The sequence below is a fragment of the Sulfuriferula multivorans genome (genome assembly GCF_003851125.1).
Taxonomy (GTDB): Bacteria; Pseudomonadota; Gammaproteobacteria; order Burkholderiales; family Sulfuriferulaceae; genus Sulfuriferula; species Sulfuriferula multivorans.
In genome coordinates this window covers 1-15,455 of sequence record NZ_BGOW01000030.1, presented here as the reverse complement: position 1 = coordinate 15,455, position 15,455 = coordinate 1, and the positions used below count along the sequence as shown (strand labels likewise).

The 15,455-nt window shown below is 54.9% G+C and carries 14 protein-coding genes and 1 pseudogene; 9 read left to right on the top strand and 6 right to left on the bottom strand.

Going from position 1 to position 15,455, the window contains the following annotated elements; all coding sequences use genetic code 11:
* The first annotated feature begins 1 nt into the window (after position 1).
* Positions 2–928, top strand: coding sequence for an RNA polymerase sigma factor RpoS (gene rpoS, locus EI185_RS13630; RefSeq protein ID WP_124705702.1), 927 nt, complete (start codon positions 2–4; stop codon positions 926–928).
* A 6-nt stretch (positions 929–934) separates the two neighbouring features.
* Complete coding sequence (gene yrfG / locus EI185_RS13625) at positions 935–1,585, top strand: GMP/IMP nucleotidase (RefSeq protein WP_124705701.1); 651 nt, start codon at positions 935–937, stop codon at positions 1,583–1,585.
* 23 nt (positions 1,586–1,608) lie between these two features.
* Here the strand turns inward: yrfG and EI185_RS13620 are convergent, their stop codons facing one another.
* Positions 1,609–1,992, bottom strand: coding sequence for an Mth938-like domain-containing protein (locus EI185_RS13620; protein ID WP_124705700.1), 384 nt, complete (start codon positions 1,990–1,992; stop codon positions 1,609–1,611).
* A gap of 140 nt (positions 1,993–2,132) precedes the next feature.
* Between EI185_RS13620 and EI185_RS13615 the strand changes: the two genes are divergently transcribed.
* The 5 genes from EI185_RS13615 to yoaA all read left to right on the top strand — a co-directional run bounded on the left by EI185_RS13615 (position 2,133) and on the right by yoaA (position 9,304).
* Positions 2,133–3,368, top strand: coding sequence for a pyridoxal phosphate-dependent aminotransferase (locus tag EI185_RS13615; protein WP_124705699.1), 1,236 nt, complete (start codon positions 2,133–2,135; stop codon positions 3,366–3,368).
* Positions 3,369–3,388: 20 nt separating this feature from the next.
* The gene (locus EI185_RS13610) at positions 3,389–4,702 is read left to right on the top strand and encodes a homoserine dehydrogenase (RefSeq protein ID WP_124705698.1); all 1,314 of its coding nucleotides are present in this window, start codon (positions 3,389–3,391) and stop codon (positions 4,700–4,702) included.
* A gap of 45 nt (positions 4,703–4,747) precedes the next feature.
* Positions 4,748–6,181: a threonine synthase gene (gene thrC, locus EI185_RS13605; protein ID WP_124705749.1), complete on the top strand. Its 1,434-nt coding sequence runs from the start codon at positions 4,748–4,750 to the stop codon at positions 6,179–6,181.
* Positions 6,182–6,483: 302 nt separating this feature from the next.
* A complete protein-coding gene (locus EI185_RS13600) occupies positions 6,484–7,215 on the top strand; it encodes an RNA polymerase sigma factor FliA (protein ID WP_124705697.1) in 732 nt (243 codons plus the stop codon).
* 166 nt (positions 7,216–7,381) lie between these two features.
* Entirely contained in the window at positions 7,382–9,304 is a 1,923-nt protein-coding gene (gene yoaA / locus EI185_RS13595; RefSeq protein ID WP_124705748.1) for a DNA repair helicase YoaA, read from the top strand.
* Between the two features lie 46 nt (positions 9,305–9,350).
* Here the strand turns inward: yoaA and EI185_RS13590 are convergent, their stop codons facing one another.
* The 4 genes from EI185_RS13590 to EI185_RS13575 form a co-directional block, all read right to left on the bottom strand.
* The gene (locus tag EI185_RS13590; RefSeq protein WP_124705696.1) at positions 9,351–10,109 is read right to left on the bottom strand and encodes a TIGR02186 family protein; all 759 of its coding nucleotides are present in this window, start codon (positions 10,107–10,109) and stop codon (positions 9,351–9,353) included.
* Positions 10,106–11,032 carry a sulfite exporter TauE/SafE family protein gene (locus tag EI185_RS13585; protein ID WP_124705695.1) on the bottom strand — a complete coding sequence of 309 codons (927 nt, stop codon included), beginning with the start codon at positions 11,030–11,032 and terminating at the stop codon, positions 10,106–10,108. The genes EI185_RS13590 and EI185_RS13585 overlap by 4 nt, the downstream gene beginning before the upstream one ends.
* Positions 11,033–11,062: 30 nt before the next feature.
* The gene (locus EI185_RS13580) at positions 11,063–11,578 is read right to left on the bottom strand and encodes a universal stress protein (RefSeq protein ID WP_124705694.1); all 516 of its coding nucleotides are present in this window, start codon (positions 11,576–11,578) and stop codon (positions 11,063–11,065) included.
* Positions 11,579–11,965: 387 nt separating this feature from the next.
* Positions 11,966–12,502, bottom strand: coding sequence for a flavin reductase family protein (locus EI185_RS13575; RefSeq protein WP_124705693.1), 537 nt, complete (start codon positions 12,500–12,502; stop codon positions 11,966–11,968).
* A 184-nt stretch (positions 12,503–12,686) separates the two neighbouring features.
* Here EI185_RS13575 and EI185_RS13570 point away from each other — a divergent pair, with 184 nt between their 5' ends.
* The gene (locus EI185_RS13570) at positions 12,687–13,694 is read left to right on the top strand and encodes a ribonuclease Z (RefSeq protein ID WP_124705692.1); all 1,008 of its coding nucleotides are present in this window, start codon (positions 12,687–12,689) and stop codon (positions 13,692–13,694) included.
* Between the two features lie 17 nt (positions 13,695–13,711).
* On the opposite strand, the gene EI185_RS13565 is transcribed toward EI185_RS13570, so the two are convergent.
* On the bottom strand, positions 13,712–13,936 hold the full coding sequence (locus EI185_RS13565; protein ID WP_262982399.1) for a CapA family protein: 225 nt from the start codon (positions 13,934–13,936) through the stop codon (positions 13,712–13,714).
* A 249-nt stretch (positions 13,937–14,185) separates the two neighbouring features.
* Between EI185_RS13565 and EI185_RS13560 the strand changes: the two are divergent.
* A pseudogene (locus EI185_RS13560) lies at positions 14,186–15,354 on the top strand (IS4 family transposase).
* Positions 15,355–15,455 lie beyond the last annotated feature (101 nt).

The following is a 15,455-nucleotide window of genomic DNA, read 5'->3' as shown; positions in this document are numbered from 1 at the left end:
GATGCACGACGACAGCGAGCAGGAAGACTACAGCGGCATCCAGGAGGACAAACTCCAGCCCGAAGTGCCGGATATCGAGCCGGGGCTGACTGAAGACCTGCATACGGATGTGACGCAGATGTATCTCAACGAGATTGGCCATAACGCATTGCTCAGTCCTGTTGAGGAACGCCATTTGGCCGAGCTTACCCGTGCGGGTGATTTTGATGCCCGCCAGAAAATGATCGAACACAATCTGCGACTGGTGGTGAATATCGCCAAGCATTACGCCAATCGCGGACTGGCGCTGCTGGATCTGATCGAAGAGGGTAACCTCGGACTGATTCATGCCCTGGAAAAATTTGAACCGGAACGTGGATTCCGGTTTTCGACCTATGCCACATGGTGGATAAGGCAGAATATCGAGCGCGCCATCATGAATCAGTCGCGCACCATCCGCCTGCCGGTGCACGTTATCAAGGAACTCAATGTCATTTTGCGAGCGCGTCGTCATCTGGAAAAGCATGGTGTCAGCGACCCGAGTGACGAAGACATCGCGCATCTGGTCGGGCTATCGATTGAAGAGGTGCGGCGCATGCTGCGATTGAATGACCGTGTGGCATCGCTTGATGCCCCGCTCGATATTGATCCCAGTTTATCTATCGGAGAAGCCATTGCCGATGACAACAGTGAATTGCCGGAAGATATGCTCGAGCATGCGGAAACGGAAACTTTCGTGCGTCTGTGGCTGAGAGATCTGAATGACAAGCAGCGTTGGGTAATTGAACGTCGTTTCGGACTGGGTGGACAAAACGTACATACTTTGGAACAGCTGGCAGCAAGCCTCGATGTCACCCGTGAACGTGTGCGCCAAATTCAGATGGAAGCCCTGCACCAATTGCGGCGTATGCTGAAACGCAACGGTTTTAACAAGGATGCGCTGTTGTGAACAGGTATGCTTGACTGGCAGGCGATCGATACCGTCCTGCTTGATATGGACGGAACCTTGCTGGATCTGCACTTCGATAATTTTTTTTGGCGCCAGCATGTCCCGCGTCGTTATGCCGAATTGCATGGCATTCCGCTGGCCGATGCGCACGCTGATCTGGCCGGGCGATACCAGCGACATCTCGGCACGCTCAACTGGTATTGTGTGGATTTCTGGAGCCGCGAACTCCAACTCGATATCGCCAGGCTGAAAACGGAAGTCCAGCACCTCATTGCAATCCATCCGCAGGTCCCGGAGTTTTTGCAGGCCATCCGCGCCGCCGGAAAACGCGTCGCGTTGGTAACCAACGCCCATCATAAAAGTCTCACCTTGAAAATGCAGTGCACCCGCCTCGATATCCATTTCGATGCGATGATTACCTCTCACCAGATCGGTCTGCCCAAAGAGCATCCGGATTTCTGGCACGCGCTACAAAGCACTGAACCTTATGATCCGGCCAGAACACTGCTGGTGGATGACAGCTTGCCGGTATTACGCTCAGCTCAAAGTTACGGCATTGCGCATTTGCTTGCGATATACAAGCCGGACAGCAAAGAAGAATGCAAGGATGTGGAAGAGTTTCGTGCGATAGCGGGTTTTGATGAAATCATGCCCTGAGTATTACAGCCGATTGCCACGAATCATGCGCTCATGCCGATCAATAGGCACATCACCACGCGCCGTCCTTCCGCCACAAGGATATTGTAAGTGCGGCATGCTGCGCCGGTGTCCATGACTTCGAGGCCAATACCTGCGTTGGTCAGGCAGGCAGATAAACGGGGGTGGGGAAAGCGCAATGATGTGCCGGTGCCGAGCAAGGCGATTTCCGGTTTGAGAGCGAGGAGTGCCTGAAAGTGATTTTCATTGAGTTGGGCGAAATCACCTACGCGCCAATCCTCAATAATTTCATCGGGCGTGACGACCAGACTGGGCGCATCATAACGCTGACCATTGATATTGACAAAGTCGTTGCCGTAGCCTGTGAACAGGTTTAGACCTTCGGGCTGGGTGAGATGGAACTTCAAGCTGGTTCTCCAATTGCGGCGGGGGCTTGCGCTCGGGTAAGATTATACATTTTGAAGCTGGTGCAGCAATGCACCGCCGCTCGGAACCCATCCGAAAAAGATTATTACGGGCCATCACCTTGAAAATTACAGAGGCACCCATGCTGCGACCGGTACGCAAATCTTCCAAGCTGGAAAATGTCTGTTATGACATTCGCGGTCCTGTGCTTGCCCGTTCCAAGCAGATGGAGGAGGAGGGGCAGCGCATTATCAAGCTGAATATCGGCAATCCGGCGCCGTTTGGCTTCGAGGCACCCGAAGAAATCATCCAGGATGTAATCGTCAATTTGCCCAATGCATCGGGGTATAGCGATTCCAAAGGATTGTTCGCCGCACGCAAGGCGATTATGCATTACACCCAGGGCAAAAATATCGCCGGGGTACATATTGATGACATCATCATCGGCAATGGGGCATCCGAGCTGATAGTGCTGGCCATGCAGGCCCTGCTCAATACGGGCGATGAGGTTTTGGTGCCGGCCCCGGATTATCCATTGTGGACGGCAGCAGTCAGTCTGGCCGGGGGCACGCCGCGTCACTATATTTGCGACGAAGGCGCCGGCTGGATGCCGGATCTGGCGGATATTCGCGCCAAGATCACACCCAACACCCGCGCCATTGTAGTGATCAACCCGAACAATCCCACCGGCGCACTCTATCCAGCAGAGTTGCTCAAGGAGATTGTGGAAATCGCCCGTCAGCATCAACTCATCATTTACGCAGACGAGATTTACGACAAGGTTCTCTATGATGGCCGCAGCCACACCTCCATCGCTTCGCTGGCCGAGGACGTGCTGTGTGTCACATTGAATGGCTTATCCAAGAATTATCGCGCCTGCGGCTATCGTGCGGGCTGGATGGTGATATCAGGTGACAAACGCCATGCACTGGATTATATCGAGGGCCTGGGCATCCTGGCGTCAATGCGCCTGTGCTCAAATGTGCCGGGCCAGTATGCAATTCAAACTGCGTTGGGTGGATATCAGAGTATCAATGATCTGGTGGCCCCCGATGGTCGCCTTACCCGTCAGCGCGACCTGGCTTGGGATCTGCTTACCGCCATCCCCGGGGTGAGCTGTGTCAAGCCGGAAGCAGCGCTGTATCTATTTCCGCGTCTCGATCCCAAGGTCTATCCGATTCAGAATGATCAGGATTTCATTCTTGATCTACTGGAAAAAGAACGCGTTCTGGTAGTGCAGGGCAGTGGTTTCAACTGGCACCAGCCAGATCATTTTCGCGTGGTCTTCCTGCCTCATGAAGACCATCTGCGCGAAGCCATCGAACGCATTGCGCGTTACCTCGAAAGCTATCGTAAACAACACGGCACCGCCAACTGACAATAATGGAAAAAACAGTAATGAAACCAATGAATGTAGGCCTGCTCGGTCTGGGCACGGTCGGTGGCGGAACGCTTACCGTGTTGCGTCGTAATGCGGCAGAAATCACCCGCCGCGCCGGACGCGAGATTCGTGTGACGATGGCCGCAGTACGAGATCTCGACAAGGCAAAGCACTATGCATCGGCCGGTCTGGTGCTCACTGATAATCCGTTTGCAGTGGTGGATAACCCGGATATCGACATCGTGGTCGAAATGATGGGAGGGATCAGCCCAGCCAAAGAGCTGATACTGAGGGCGATCGAAAACGGCAAACATGTGGTCACCGCCAATAAGGCGCTAATCGCCAATCACGGGACAGAAATCTTTGCCGCAGCGCAGAAAAAAGGCGTGATGGTCGCGTTCGAGGCGGCTGTCGGTGGCGGTATCCCCATCATCAAGGCAATCCGCGAGGGCCTCACCGCCAATCGTATCGAATGGATAGCCGGAATCATCAATGGCACAACCAATTTCATCCTGACCGAGATGCGCGACAAGGGAGCCGGCTTCGACGAAATGTTGAAAGAAGCGCAACGCCTGGGCTACGCCGAGGCGGATCCCACCTTTGACGTGGAAGGTGTGGACGCCGCACACAAGCTCACCATCATGTCGGCGATTGCGTTCGGCATTCCCATGCAATTCGACCGTGCCTACATCGAGGGCATTACCAAACTCACCGGCGATGACGTGAAGTATGCCGAACAACTGGGCTATCGCATCAAGCTGTTGGGCATTACCAAACGTACCGCCAAGGGTATCGAGTTGCGCGTCCATCCCGCGCTGATCCCGGCACGACGCCTGATCGCCAATGTGGATGGCGCGATGAATGCCATTCTGGTCAAAGGCGATGCGGTGGGAGCGACGATGTACTATGGTGCCGGAGCCGGGGCTGAGCCTACGGCCTCATCGGTGGTAGCCGATCTGGTTGACGTTACCCGCATGCATACCGCCGATCCGCATAATCGCGTGCCGCACCTGGCGTTTCAGCCGGACGCACTTTCCGACGAGCCCATTCTGCCGATGGATGAAGTGCGCACTGCATATTACTTGCGTCTGCGCGCGCTGGACAAGCCAGGGGTGCTGGCCGATGTAACGCGCATTCTGGCCGATCTGGATATCTCGATCGATGCGATGATGCAAAAAGAGCCGCATGAGGGTGAGGAGCAAGTGGACATCATCATGCTGACGCATCAAAGTATGGAGAAGAACATCAACGCAGCGATGGCTAAAATCGAGGCACTCCCGGCGATTTGCGGAAAAATTGCACGGATTCGCGTAGAACAACTGGGCAAATAGTTTCGCAAGACTGGCAAAAGGGCTTCTGAGGTAAATTCCATGGTCATGCGTTATATCAGCACGCGCGGCAAAGCGCCTGCACAAACATTTACCGAAATATTGCTGGGCGGTCTCGCGCCGGATGGAGGCTTGTATTTGCCGGAGACCTATCCGCAGTTTTCTCTCGATGATTTGGAACGCATGCGCGGTATGAGTTACCGCGAACTGGCGTTCGAAATCTTGTCGCGTTATGCCGACGACATTCCCGCTGAAGATCTGCGCGCCATCATCAACAAGACCTACACCGCCGAGGTGTACTGCAACACACGCCCAGACGAAAACGCTGCAGACATCACACCGTTGCATACCCTGGAACCCGGTTTGCACCTGCTATGCCTGTCCAATGGTCCTACACTGGCGTTCAAGGACATGGCCATGCAATTGCTGGGCAACCTGTTCGAGTATGTGCTCGATAAAGCTGGCCAGAACATCAATATTCTCGGGGCTACTTCCGGCGATACCGGATCCTCGGCCGAATACGCCATGCGCGGCAAACACGGCATCCGTGTGTTCATGCTGTCGCCGCACGGCAAGATGAGCCGTTTCCAGACTGCACAGATGTTTTCGCTGCAAGACCAGAATATTTTCAATATTGCCGTTGAGGGTGTGTTTGATGACTGCCAGGACATCGTCAAGGCAGTGTCCAACGATCATGCCTACAAGGCACAATATAAAATCGGTGCGGTCAATTCCATCAACTGGGGGCGCGTGGCCGCGCAGATCGTGTACTACTTCAAAGGCTATTTTGCCGCCACTCACAGCAACGACCAGCAAGTGAATTTCTCGGTGCCGTCGGGCAACTTTGGCAATGTCTGCGCAGGGCATATTGCTCGCATGATGGGGCTGCCGGTCAAGCACCTGATTGTGGCCACCAACGAAAACGATGTCCTCGATGAATTTTTCAAAACCGGTGTCTATCGTCCACGCGGTGCAGCGAACACCTACCATACCAGCAGTCCGTCCATGGATATCTCGAAGGCCTCCAACTTCGAGCGTTTTGTCGCCGACCTGAGCGGGCGCGACGGAACCCAATTGCGTAAGTGGTGGGGTGAGGTGGACCAGGGCGGCGCATTTGATCTGAACCAGGAAGGTTTGTTCGAAAAGGTGGCAGAATACGGGCTGGTATCCGGTTCCAGCAATCACGCAAGCCGTATGGAAACCATTCGCGATACTTGGGAAAAATACGGCGTGATGATTGATACGCATACCGCAGATGGTCTCAAGGTCGCGCTGGAATATCATGAGCCGGGCACGCCGATGCTGTGTCTGGAAACTGCATTGCCAGCCAAATTCGAAGACGCCATACAAGAGGCGCTTGGGCGTAATCCAGAACGCCCGGCAAGCATGGAAGACCTGGAACGCCTGCCGCAGCGTTTTGAAGTAATGGCGGCGGATGTGGAAATAATAAAAAGTTATGTAGCGTTGCATGCGGTGAATTGAGGCGGCCAAAAATACTGACAATGTAAGACAAACACTTACAGGAAGACCGCCGCTGTTACCTACGAAAAATACCGAGCTACGCTGATTTGCAGTTCCGGGGATTAACGTCAATATTCATACAACCAGTGAACCCACTGGCAAACTGAATCGAGACGTGTAAGGGGGGACGGAAATGATCCTGAATGCGATACACCACGCTGTGCACCGTATGGTTTGTGCTGCCAGTAGCGTGCTAACGACATTCTATCATTTTACCCCAGCCCTGATCTGTGTCCGATTTAATCCAGAGGGAGGATTTAATCATGCCAGCCATCACTGAAATCGCCAGCAAAAATAACCATATTGCGCAGCATGCCTTATTGGTCAAGCGCCTGGCTTATCACATGAAAGCGAAATTGCCGCCCAGCGTCGAAATGGACGATTTGGTACAGGCCGGAATGATCGGCCTGCTGGATGCGGTGAACCGCTACGAAGAAACCAACGGCGCACAATTTGAAACCTATGCCGTGCAGCGTATTCGCGGTGCCATGCTGGATGAGCTGCGCAGTAATGACTGGATGCCGCGTACCGCACGTCAGAACATGCGCAAAATCGAAGTGGCAATCAGCGCGCTGCAGCAACGTCTTGGACGGGCTCCGCGCGAGACCGAAATTGCCAAGCATCTCAAGCTGACCCTGGCCGAGTACCAGCTTATGCTGTGCGAAGGCGGTGGGCACCAATTGCTCTATTACGAAGATTTCCATGAAGCCGGAGGACACTCCAATTTCCTCGACCGGAATCATATGGATACTTCCAGCGACCCCCTGCAAAGCATGATCGATAATGGTTTTCGTGGCGCGGTAATTGACGCCATCGGACGCCTTCCAAAACGCGAAAAACAGATGATGGGGCTCTATTACGAGCAGGAAATGAACCTCAAGGAAATCGGCGTGGTAATGGGTGTTTCCGAATCGCGGGTATGCCAGTTACATGGTCAGGCAGTCACACGCATCCGCGCCATGCTGCGTATCCAGACCTGGGTTGCCGATATTTAAGGGTGTCTGTAACAACTACAGATTTTGCTTCAACCGGGGTTTGTCCCGAATCTGTAGACGGTTTCCCAAATTTAGCCGGGTTTTCATATGTGCCAAAGGCGCATTGGCAGGTGAAGTTGGGTATACGGCGTGCTAACATGCATGCTTATCCGAATAGCCATACATGATGAACGACCTGGCAACCGTATTCAGCGCCGAGGGCGTATTTGCAGCAACAATTCCAGGTTACCGGGAACGCGCGCAACAACTGGAGCTTGCCAAGGCCATTGGACAGACCATCGAGTCTCGTGGCGTACTCATCGCCGAAGCCGGCACCGGGACCGGAAAAACCCTCGCCTACCTTGCCCCTGCATTGCTGCATGGCGGCAAAGTCATCATTTCTACCGGCACTAAAAACCTGCAAGACCAACTCTATCGGCGCGATCTGCCTAATGTGCGGAATGCTCTTAAAGTGCCTGCCATTGTGGCACTACTCAAGGGTCGGGCCAATTATGTCTGTCACTACCACCTGGAACGTGCACGTGAAGAAGGTCGCTTCATGTCGCGCGAAGATGTGGCGCATCTCGAGCAAGTGAACCGTTTTGCTGAATCCAGTCGCAGTGGTGACAAGGCAGAACTGCATGGCGTGGCCGAAGATGCCAACATCTGGCGTTACGTCACTTCAAGCCGGGAAAATTGCCTGGGCGGTGATTGTCCGCATCACAAAAAATGCTTTGTGCTGGAAGCGCGCAAAAAAGCGCTTGAGGCAGATATTGTCGTGGTCAATCATCATCTGTTTTTTGCGGATGTCTGGCTGCGTGATGAAGGTGTGGCCGAACTGCTACCGGCATGCAATACAGTAATATTCGATGAAGCACATCAGCTGCCTGAAACTGCCGGGTTATTCTTTGGTGAAACCCTGACTACCGGCCAGTTAGTCGAGTTGGCACGGGATGCACGGTTGGAAGCGGTGCAGTCGTGCAAGGATTACGCGGCACTCCCCGAGGCAGCGAAAAAGCTGGACAAGGCAGCACGCGATTTGCGTTTGATATTCAGTGAGGATAGCGGACGCTGGCCGCTGGAGAAAGTGCGCGACCGCAGCGGGTTTGAAGCGGCTTTTGTCGAGGCGGGCGCTGCTCTGGATGAACTGGTGGCGCACCTGGAAACGCAAGCGCAACGTGCACCGGGCCTGGAGAGCTGCTGGCAGCGCGCACGCGAGTTGGTAAACATGTATGCCAAGTGGCAGGAGCCAACCCCTGCAGAGAGTGTGCGTTGGGTGGAAGTATTCAGTCACGCATTGGGGTTCAATACCACCCCGCTGTCGGTGGCAGAGATATTCAAAAAGCAGATCGAGGGGAGTGCACGCGCCTGGATTTTTACTTCAGCAACGCTGTCTGTAAAAGGTGATTTTGCCCACTACCGCAAGCAACTCGGGCTCATGGAAGCGACCAGCGTGTCCTGGGACAGTCCATTCGATTATGACCAACAGGCTATGCTCTATGTCCCCACGGATATGCCCGAGCCTAACACGCCGGCTTATACCGGTGCCGTAGTCGAGGCGGCATTGCCGGTAATTGCCGCCAGTCAAGGCAGGGCCTTTCTGCTGTTTACCTCGTTACGCGCGATGAAAGAGGCACATGGTTTGTTGCAACAGGCCTTCGAACAAAGGGGGCTGGAATATCCCATTCTCATGCAGGGCGAGCAATCCCGCACCGAACTGCTCGAGCGTTTTCGTCAGCTTGGCAATGCCGTATTGCTTGGCAGTCAGAGTTTCTGGGAGGGTGTGGACGTCAAGGGGGAGGCGCTGTCACTGGTGGTGATCGATAAGCTGCCTTTTGCACCACCGGATGATCCGGTGCTGGCCGCGCGTATCAGCCATATCAATCAATCCGGAGGGAACGCCTTTATGGAATATCAGCTTCCCCATGCGGTGATTACCCTCAAACAGGGAGCAGGCCGATTGATTCGCGACGAAGCTGACCGCGGCGTATTGATGATCTGCGATCCGCGGCTGCTTTCCAAACCTTACGGACGGCGCATCTGGCAAAGCCTGCCGCCAATGCGGCGCAGTCGCGAACTCACCGAAGTGCTGAGCTTTTTTGCTCAGTAACCGATGCCAGTCGCGGTGCGGCAAAGCTTGTTCGACACCTGCTAAATCAATCGTCCGTATTGCTGTTGCGGCGTAGCATGATTCCCAGCGCCAAACCTATGGCGATGGCCAGAAGCGTGAATGAAGCCCCATACACCCAGGGATTCTGATGGGCAAAATTGGATACCCACAGTTCTGACTGTACCTGGCGCACTTCCAGTTTGCTGTATTGGTGCGCCGTGACTTTTCCACCTCGCACCAGGTACGTGTCCAGCGCATATTCACCCAATGGCAGCTTGGCCGGCAGCGTGAGCTTGGAAAAGAAAAGCCGATCGCCAACTACAGTCACGGCGTTATCGAATTCCTTGTAATATTTTTTGGATTGCTTGAGCCGTAAAAAAGCCGTCCGCCAGTCTTCCATGCCGTGCGTCGATCCCTCAAGCACGCTGCCTTCCAACCCGCTTTCCAGGCTTAAGCCATATTTCTTCAATTCCTGCGGCGCCACAATCTGAACGATGGGGTGGCTGGACAGCAGGTACATGATGCCCGGTGTGTTTTTGACGGTAATATTTCCGCTATCGAGCCAAATCGGTCCGCTTTGAACTTTCTGCGACATGGCCACGCTTTGTGCCGGTGAGGTCACCTTGATGATCACGTCGCCTTTGTTGGCAATGGCTCCGAATACCAGTATTTGCTCGCCGGTAAAATGAGCTGTGATGTCGACATGATCCGAGTCAAGCTGGGTGATGAGATTGTCTTCGGCTGCTGAAAAATCTGCCTGCAGCAAGAAAACCATAAAAGCGATAGCCAGGGTAAAGTGCTTCATACTGCAGACCTCGTCATGGAATAAACCTCATGGGGAGTAATCAAAAGCCCAATCAGCATTTTCACGGCTACAGCGACTACCACTAGTGCCAGGATCAGCCGCAGTTTCTCACCGGGAAGCCGCATGCCTATTTTTGTACCCCATTGCGTACCAAATGCCGACCCGAAAATAAGAATCAGGGCCAGGAACGGATCCACCGCGTGATTGACGCCCGCTTGCATGACCGCCACGGCTGCCGTCGTAAAGAGCAGCTGGAATAGCGACGTACCGACGACGACTTTAGTGGGCATTTTGAGCATATAAATCATCACCGGTACCATGACGAACCCCCCGCCGACGCCCATCAGCGATGTCAGTACACCTACGGCAGCGCCCAAAATGAAAATAAGAATTACCGAGGCGCGTAGCTGCGAAGCCGGAAAATCCATCTGACCAGGCAGATTTTCCAGCCATATGGCAAGCCTGGCACCCAGGCCGCCTTCTTTTTTCTTGACCGGTTTGCCGGCATGCTGGATTGCACTGATGGATTCGACCAGCATGCTGGAACCGATGAAGCCGAGCAAACCGACATACAGAAAAGTCACAATGTTGCCGAACTGCCCGCTCTCCTGTAACAGTTTGGCGAGGTACACGCCACCGCCACCACCTATCCAGCTACCGCAAAGCAGGAAGATCCCCATTTTGAAGTCGATATTTCCCAGGCGCCAGTGGGCGTAGCTGCCACCCGCTGACGTGCCTGCGATCTGTGCTGCACCGGTAGCGACTGCAACGATGGGCGGTACGCCCACGAAGATGAGCAGGGGGGTAATCAGAAAACCGCCACCAACACCGACCAGGCCTGAAAGAAATCCGACAATGCCGCCAAAAAACAGGATCAACCAGAGGTTGACATCCATGTGTGCGATAGGAAGGAAAATGTCCATAAGCTGTATGCCTGTTATTTTAAATTTGATCTATGCTTTATCGGATTCGCCAGCCTTGGAAGCCATATCCGGGCAAATCCGGTTGAGTGCAATATCAGGAGGAATAATTACCACCGGAATAGGCAACAATTCGGAAAGTCGCATACCCAGACGACCGGAAGCTTTTCTAAGGCTGGGATGGGCTTTTTTCTCGGTGGCAATGCCTGCGCGTCCGATGACAACCATAAGAATTTTTTCATCTTTATTGACGACGCGCAGAATTTCTTCTTCGGGTACGCCATCCATAAGGTAGAACTCGGGAATGATATGGCAGCTTGCGCTGATTTTCTCGGAGATGTCTTTCAGCGTGGCCTCAGCCTGATGCCGGATATCATCTTTCATCTGTTCCTGGACACCCGCCCAGAAAGCGAAGGGTGGAGAATCGAGGACATGTAGCAGGCCAAGATGGGCATTAAGCATTTTAGCCATTTGGGCTGCGGCCCCCGCTGCAATGATGGAATTCTTGGAGCCGTCGATAGCGACGAGAATCGTTCCCGTAGAAGTCATGTCTGGTATCTCTCCTGAGGGGTGTTCTTGCGAAACTTGGTTAGTCTATTGGCAAGGATGAAGTATTTTGAAGTCAGCCAGGGCGGCGAACAGCTGGCTATTTTACACATAAATACGGTGTATGTGAGGCACTGGGTATGCGAGTTGATAGTACTTTGGTGCCGGACTTGGCTGGGCACGTTTGCGGAGGTGTGACAATGCAGCCCCCTGGCTGGAGACCCAGTGGCGCAGAAATGGCGCAACAGATGAAAAAGAAAAAGGCCAGCTTGCGCTGACCCTTATGTCAGATCAAGTCAGAACTACTACAGCCTCAATGATTACCACCCCACCGGCCAGTTCCCCGGCACCCTGTTTTTCATCATCGGCGACAAACGCCGACGGCGGCAGCTACTTCATCTTCGATGGCAGCTTGATGGTCTCGCCGGCCACCATGAAAACGCCTTGCCCGCGGTGATGGAGCGTGCGCGGGTCTTTGCAGGCCGGGTCGATCCAGGCCTTGAGTACATCGAGCACGAAGAAGTTGTAGCGATTTACCAGGCGCGTATCGACCACACGACATTCCAGGTTGGCGTAGCATTCGGCAATCAGCGGCGCGCCGACCAGCGCCGCCGGTAGCGGCGTCAGGCCGAAGGTCTCGAACTTGTCCACGAGACGGCCGGAGGTATTGCCGCAGCCCACCACCTTTGCCGCCAGCTCCGCCGTCGGGATGTTGAGCACGCATTGCCGCGTCGCCTTGAGGGCGGTGAAGCTGAAGTCGCGGCCGCTGATGACGCAACCCACCAGCGGCGGCTCGAACTCCATCATCGTGTGCCACGACATCGTCATCACGTTGATTTTGCCTTTGTGTGCCGTGGTGAGCAGCACTACCGGTCCCGGTTCGAGCAGACCGTAGACCTTGGACAGGGGAAGCGAGCGCTTGGACATTCCGGCACCTCCGTTTGCCGCGTTGCAGCAGGTTTGCTTGTGCGGTCTTGACCACCCGGCGGTTTCTGCACCGGCTATGCTAAAAGTTTAGACCAGATTGTTCATTGCAGCGGCCTTAAGCAATAATGACCTGGCCAATCCTGAGCCTGTCCCGGCCTGGGCGAGGAAACTGCTGGAGATTTGAATGCGGCCTGCGTTTCATCCCTATCTCGTCAACGATCCCTTCGGCGATCCCGCGCTGTTCGTGGATTTTCTGTTCGAGCGCAGTGCCTTGCTGTTCGACCTCGGCGATATCCACGCCTTGCCGCCGCGCAAGCTGCTGCGCGTGTCCGACATCTTTGTCTCCCACTGTCACATGGATCACTTCATGGGTTTCGACTGGTTCCTGCGCATCTGCCTAGGGCGCGAGCGCAACGTGCGTCTGTATGGCCCACCGGGCTTTCTGGATCAGGTGCAGGCGAAGCTCTCGGCCTATACCTGGAATCTGGTGCATCGCTACGACAACGACTTTTCCATCACCGCGACCGAGCTGGCGGAGGATGGCGCCGCGCGACAGGCGGTATTCCGCGTTCGCCATGCCTTCCGGCGCGAGGCGGAGGCACAGCTCAGCCTGAACGACTGGATCCTGCTCGATGCGCCCGGCTTTCGCGTGCGCTGCACCTTCCTCGACCACCACACGCCCTGCCTCGCCTTCGTCCTGGAGGAGAAGCAGCATGTCAACGTCTGGAAAAACTGTCTGGCCGAGCGGGGGCTGCCGGTAGGCCCGTGGCTGCAGGGACTCAAGCGGGCGGTGCTGGAAGGCCGTGCGCCGGACAGCCAGATCGCGGGCCCGGAAGGCCGGTTGATCACACTGGGCGAGCTCATGCCGTGCCTACGGCTTACCCCCGGGTTCAAGCTCGCTTACGTGACTGACGCGGTCTATCACGAGCGTAATGCTAAGCGTATCGAGGCATTGGCCCGAGACGCCGACAAGCTGTTCATCGAGGCGGTGTTCGCACAGGAACTGGCCGCGCGTGCCCGGGACAGATACCACCTCACCGCCGCCCAGGCGGGCTGGCTCGCGCATCAGGCCGGGGTGAAATCGGTAGTGCCGTTTCACCATTCGCCCATCTATCAGGGGCAGGAGGCGCTGCTGCAGGCGGAATTGGAAGCGCATTTCAGGTCTGGCATCCCGCCGCAACAGGACGCATGAACCGCCGCTAGCGCCAATCAAGCAACAAATCCTGCTCCGCCAGCCTGACCACCCGCGTGCCGAACTGTCGCCCCTCCCGGTTCAGCGTCGCCGTCGGTCAAGATGCCTATCAGCCGGGTTGCTTCCAGGGTGGGGAAATACATCAAGGCGAGCTCGCCACGGTATTGTTCGTGGCCGCTGATGCCCTCGTAGTCGTTGAGGAAATCGCCGCAGCCATACAGCACGGGTTTTTCGCGGTACACCTCAATACCCTTCACGTGGTGGGAGGAGTGGCCATACACAACGTCATCGAACTGGACACAGGACAAATTCCGGAATCTCAGCAAGCTTATTTTTTTATGATATACAACACTAGTGTCCGGTTAAAAACGACCCCATGACTCTGGAATCCTTATCTGATGCTGCATTCGGAGATTTTTATAGTGTCTCTGACTTGAACGGCGAACCAGCCTTCGTGCAGTCTGGCAGCTTTCCTGCTGCCGGAGATTGCGATGTACGTTGGCAAGCCCTTGTTCGCCCAAGTTATGGACTTCCTGCCATGGAAGACCTTTCACCGCATCGTAGCCCGGCATGGAGGCGACTATCGCGTCAGAACCCTGCCCTGTGCAGAACACTTCCGTATTCTGGCCTTCGCTCAACTCACCTATCGCGAGAGTTTGCGCGACATCGAAGCCTGCTTGTCGGCGCAGTCCGCCAAGCTGTACCACATAGGCATCCGCAGCGCGGTATCTCGTTCGACGCTGGCCGATGCCAACGAGGGACGCGACTGGCGTATCTATGCCGAATTCGCCCACCGTTTGATTGCCCAAGCCCGTACGCTTTACGCCAGCGAAGACATGGGGCTGGACTTGACCAATACGGTGTATGCGTTGGATTCGACCACCATCGATCTGTGCCTGTCGGTGTTTCCCTGGGCGCATTTCAGAACGACCAAGGCCGCGGTGAAGATGCATACCCTGCTGGATTTGCGCGGCAGCATTCCCAGCTTCATTCATGTTTCGGATGGCAAGATGCACGACGTGCGTGCGCTCGACTTGCTGATCCCGGAACCGGGCGCCATCTACGTCATGGATCGTGCGTATGTCGATTTCGTGCGTCTGCATCGCTTGCATCTGGCTGGTGCGTTCTTCGTGACTCGCGCCAAGTCGAATCTCGATGCGCACCGGATATACTCCGCCAAGACGGACCGGAGCATAGGCATCGTCTGTGACCAGACGATTGCGCTCGATGGGTTTTACACCCAACGGGACTACCCCGTGCCGTTGCGGCGCATCCGTTTCAAAGACCCGGAAAGCGGCAAGACGCTGGTGTTTCTGACCAACAACTTTACGTTGCCTGCGGCAACGATCTGCTCGCTCTACAAGAGCCGCTGGCAGGTGGAGTTGTTCTTCAAATGGATCAAGCAGCATCTTCGTATCCAACGTTTCTATGGCACATCCGAGAATGGGTGAAGTCGCAAATCTGGATCGCCGTGTCTGTTTACGTACTCGTCGCCATCATCAAAAAACGTCTCGATCTGGACGCTTCGCTCTACACTTTGCTACAGATACTGTCGGTCACGCTGTTCGAGAAAATGTCCATCCAGCAAGCCTTGCAGGGCGTCAGCGGTCGGGCAGAAAACACCGATTTCAGCAACCAACTGAATCTATTCAATTCTTAACCGGACACTAGACAGTGTCGTCACGTGATATGTTAAAATAGTTTTTTACATAAACTGCGGTGGACGCGAATGGCTGAGGCCTATCAAAGACATGACATCTC

Excerpts from the sequence above, each read along its gene's own strand:
- rpoS (WP_124705702.1), top strand. The coding sequence starts at position 2 with ATGCACGACGACAGCGAGCAGGAAGACTACAGCGGCATCCAGGAGGAC.
- yrfG (WP_124705701.1), top strand. The coding sequence starts at position 935 with ATGCTTGACTGGCAGGCGATCGATACCGTCCTGCTTGATATGGACGGA.
- EI185_RS13615 (WP_124705699.1), top strand. The coding sequence starts at position 2,133 with ATGCTGCGACCGGTACGCAAATCTTCCAAGCTGGAAAATGTCTGTTAT.
- EI185_RS13610 (WP_124705698.1), top strand. The coding sequence starts at position 3,389 with ATGAAACCAATGAATGTAGGCCTGCTCGGTCTGGGCACGGTCGGTGGC.
- thrC (WP_124705749.1), top strand. The coding sequence starts at position 4,748 with ATGCGTTATATCAGCACGCGCGGCAAAGCGCCTGCACAAACATTTACC.
- EI185_RS13600 (WP_124705697.1), top strand. The coding sequence starts at position 6,484 with ATGCCAGCCATCACTGAAATCGCCAGCAAAAATAACCATATTGCGCAG.
- yoaA (WP_124705748.1), top strand. The coding sequence starts at position 7,382 with ATGAACGACCTGGCAACCGTATTCAGCGCCGAGGGCGTATTTGCAGCA.
- EI185_RS13590 (WP_124705696.1), bottom strand. The coding sequence starts at position 10,109 with ATGAAGCACTTTACCCTGGCTATCGCTTTTATGGTTTTCTTGCTGCAG.
- EI185_RS13585 (WP_124705695.1), bottom strand. The coding sequence starts at position 11,032 with ATGGACATTTTCCTTCCTATCGCACACATGGATGTCAACCTCTGGTTG.
- EI185_RS13580 (WP_124705694.1), bottom strand. The coding sequence starts at position 11,578 with ATGACTTCTACGGGAACGATTCTCGTCGCTATCGACGGCTCCAAGAAT.
- EI185_RS13575 (WP_124705693.1), bottom strand. The coding sequence starts at position 12,502 with ATGTCCAAGCGCTCGCTTCCCCTGTCCAAGGTCTACGGTCTGCTCGAA.
- EI185_RS13570 (WP_124705692.1), top strand. The coding sequence starts at position 12,687 with ATGCGGCCTGCGTTTCATCCCTATCTCGTCAACGATCCCTTCGGCGAT.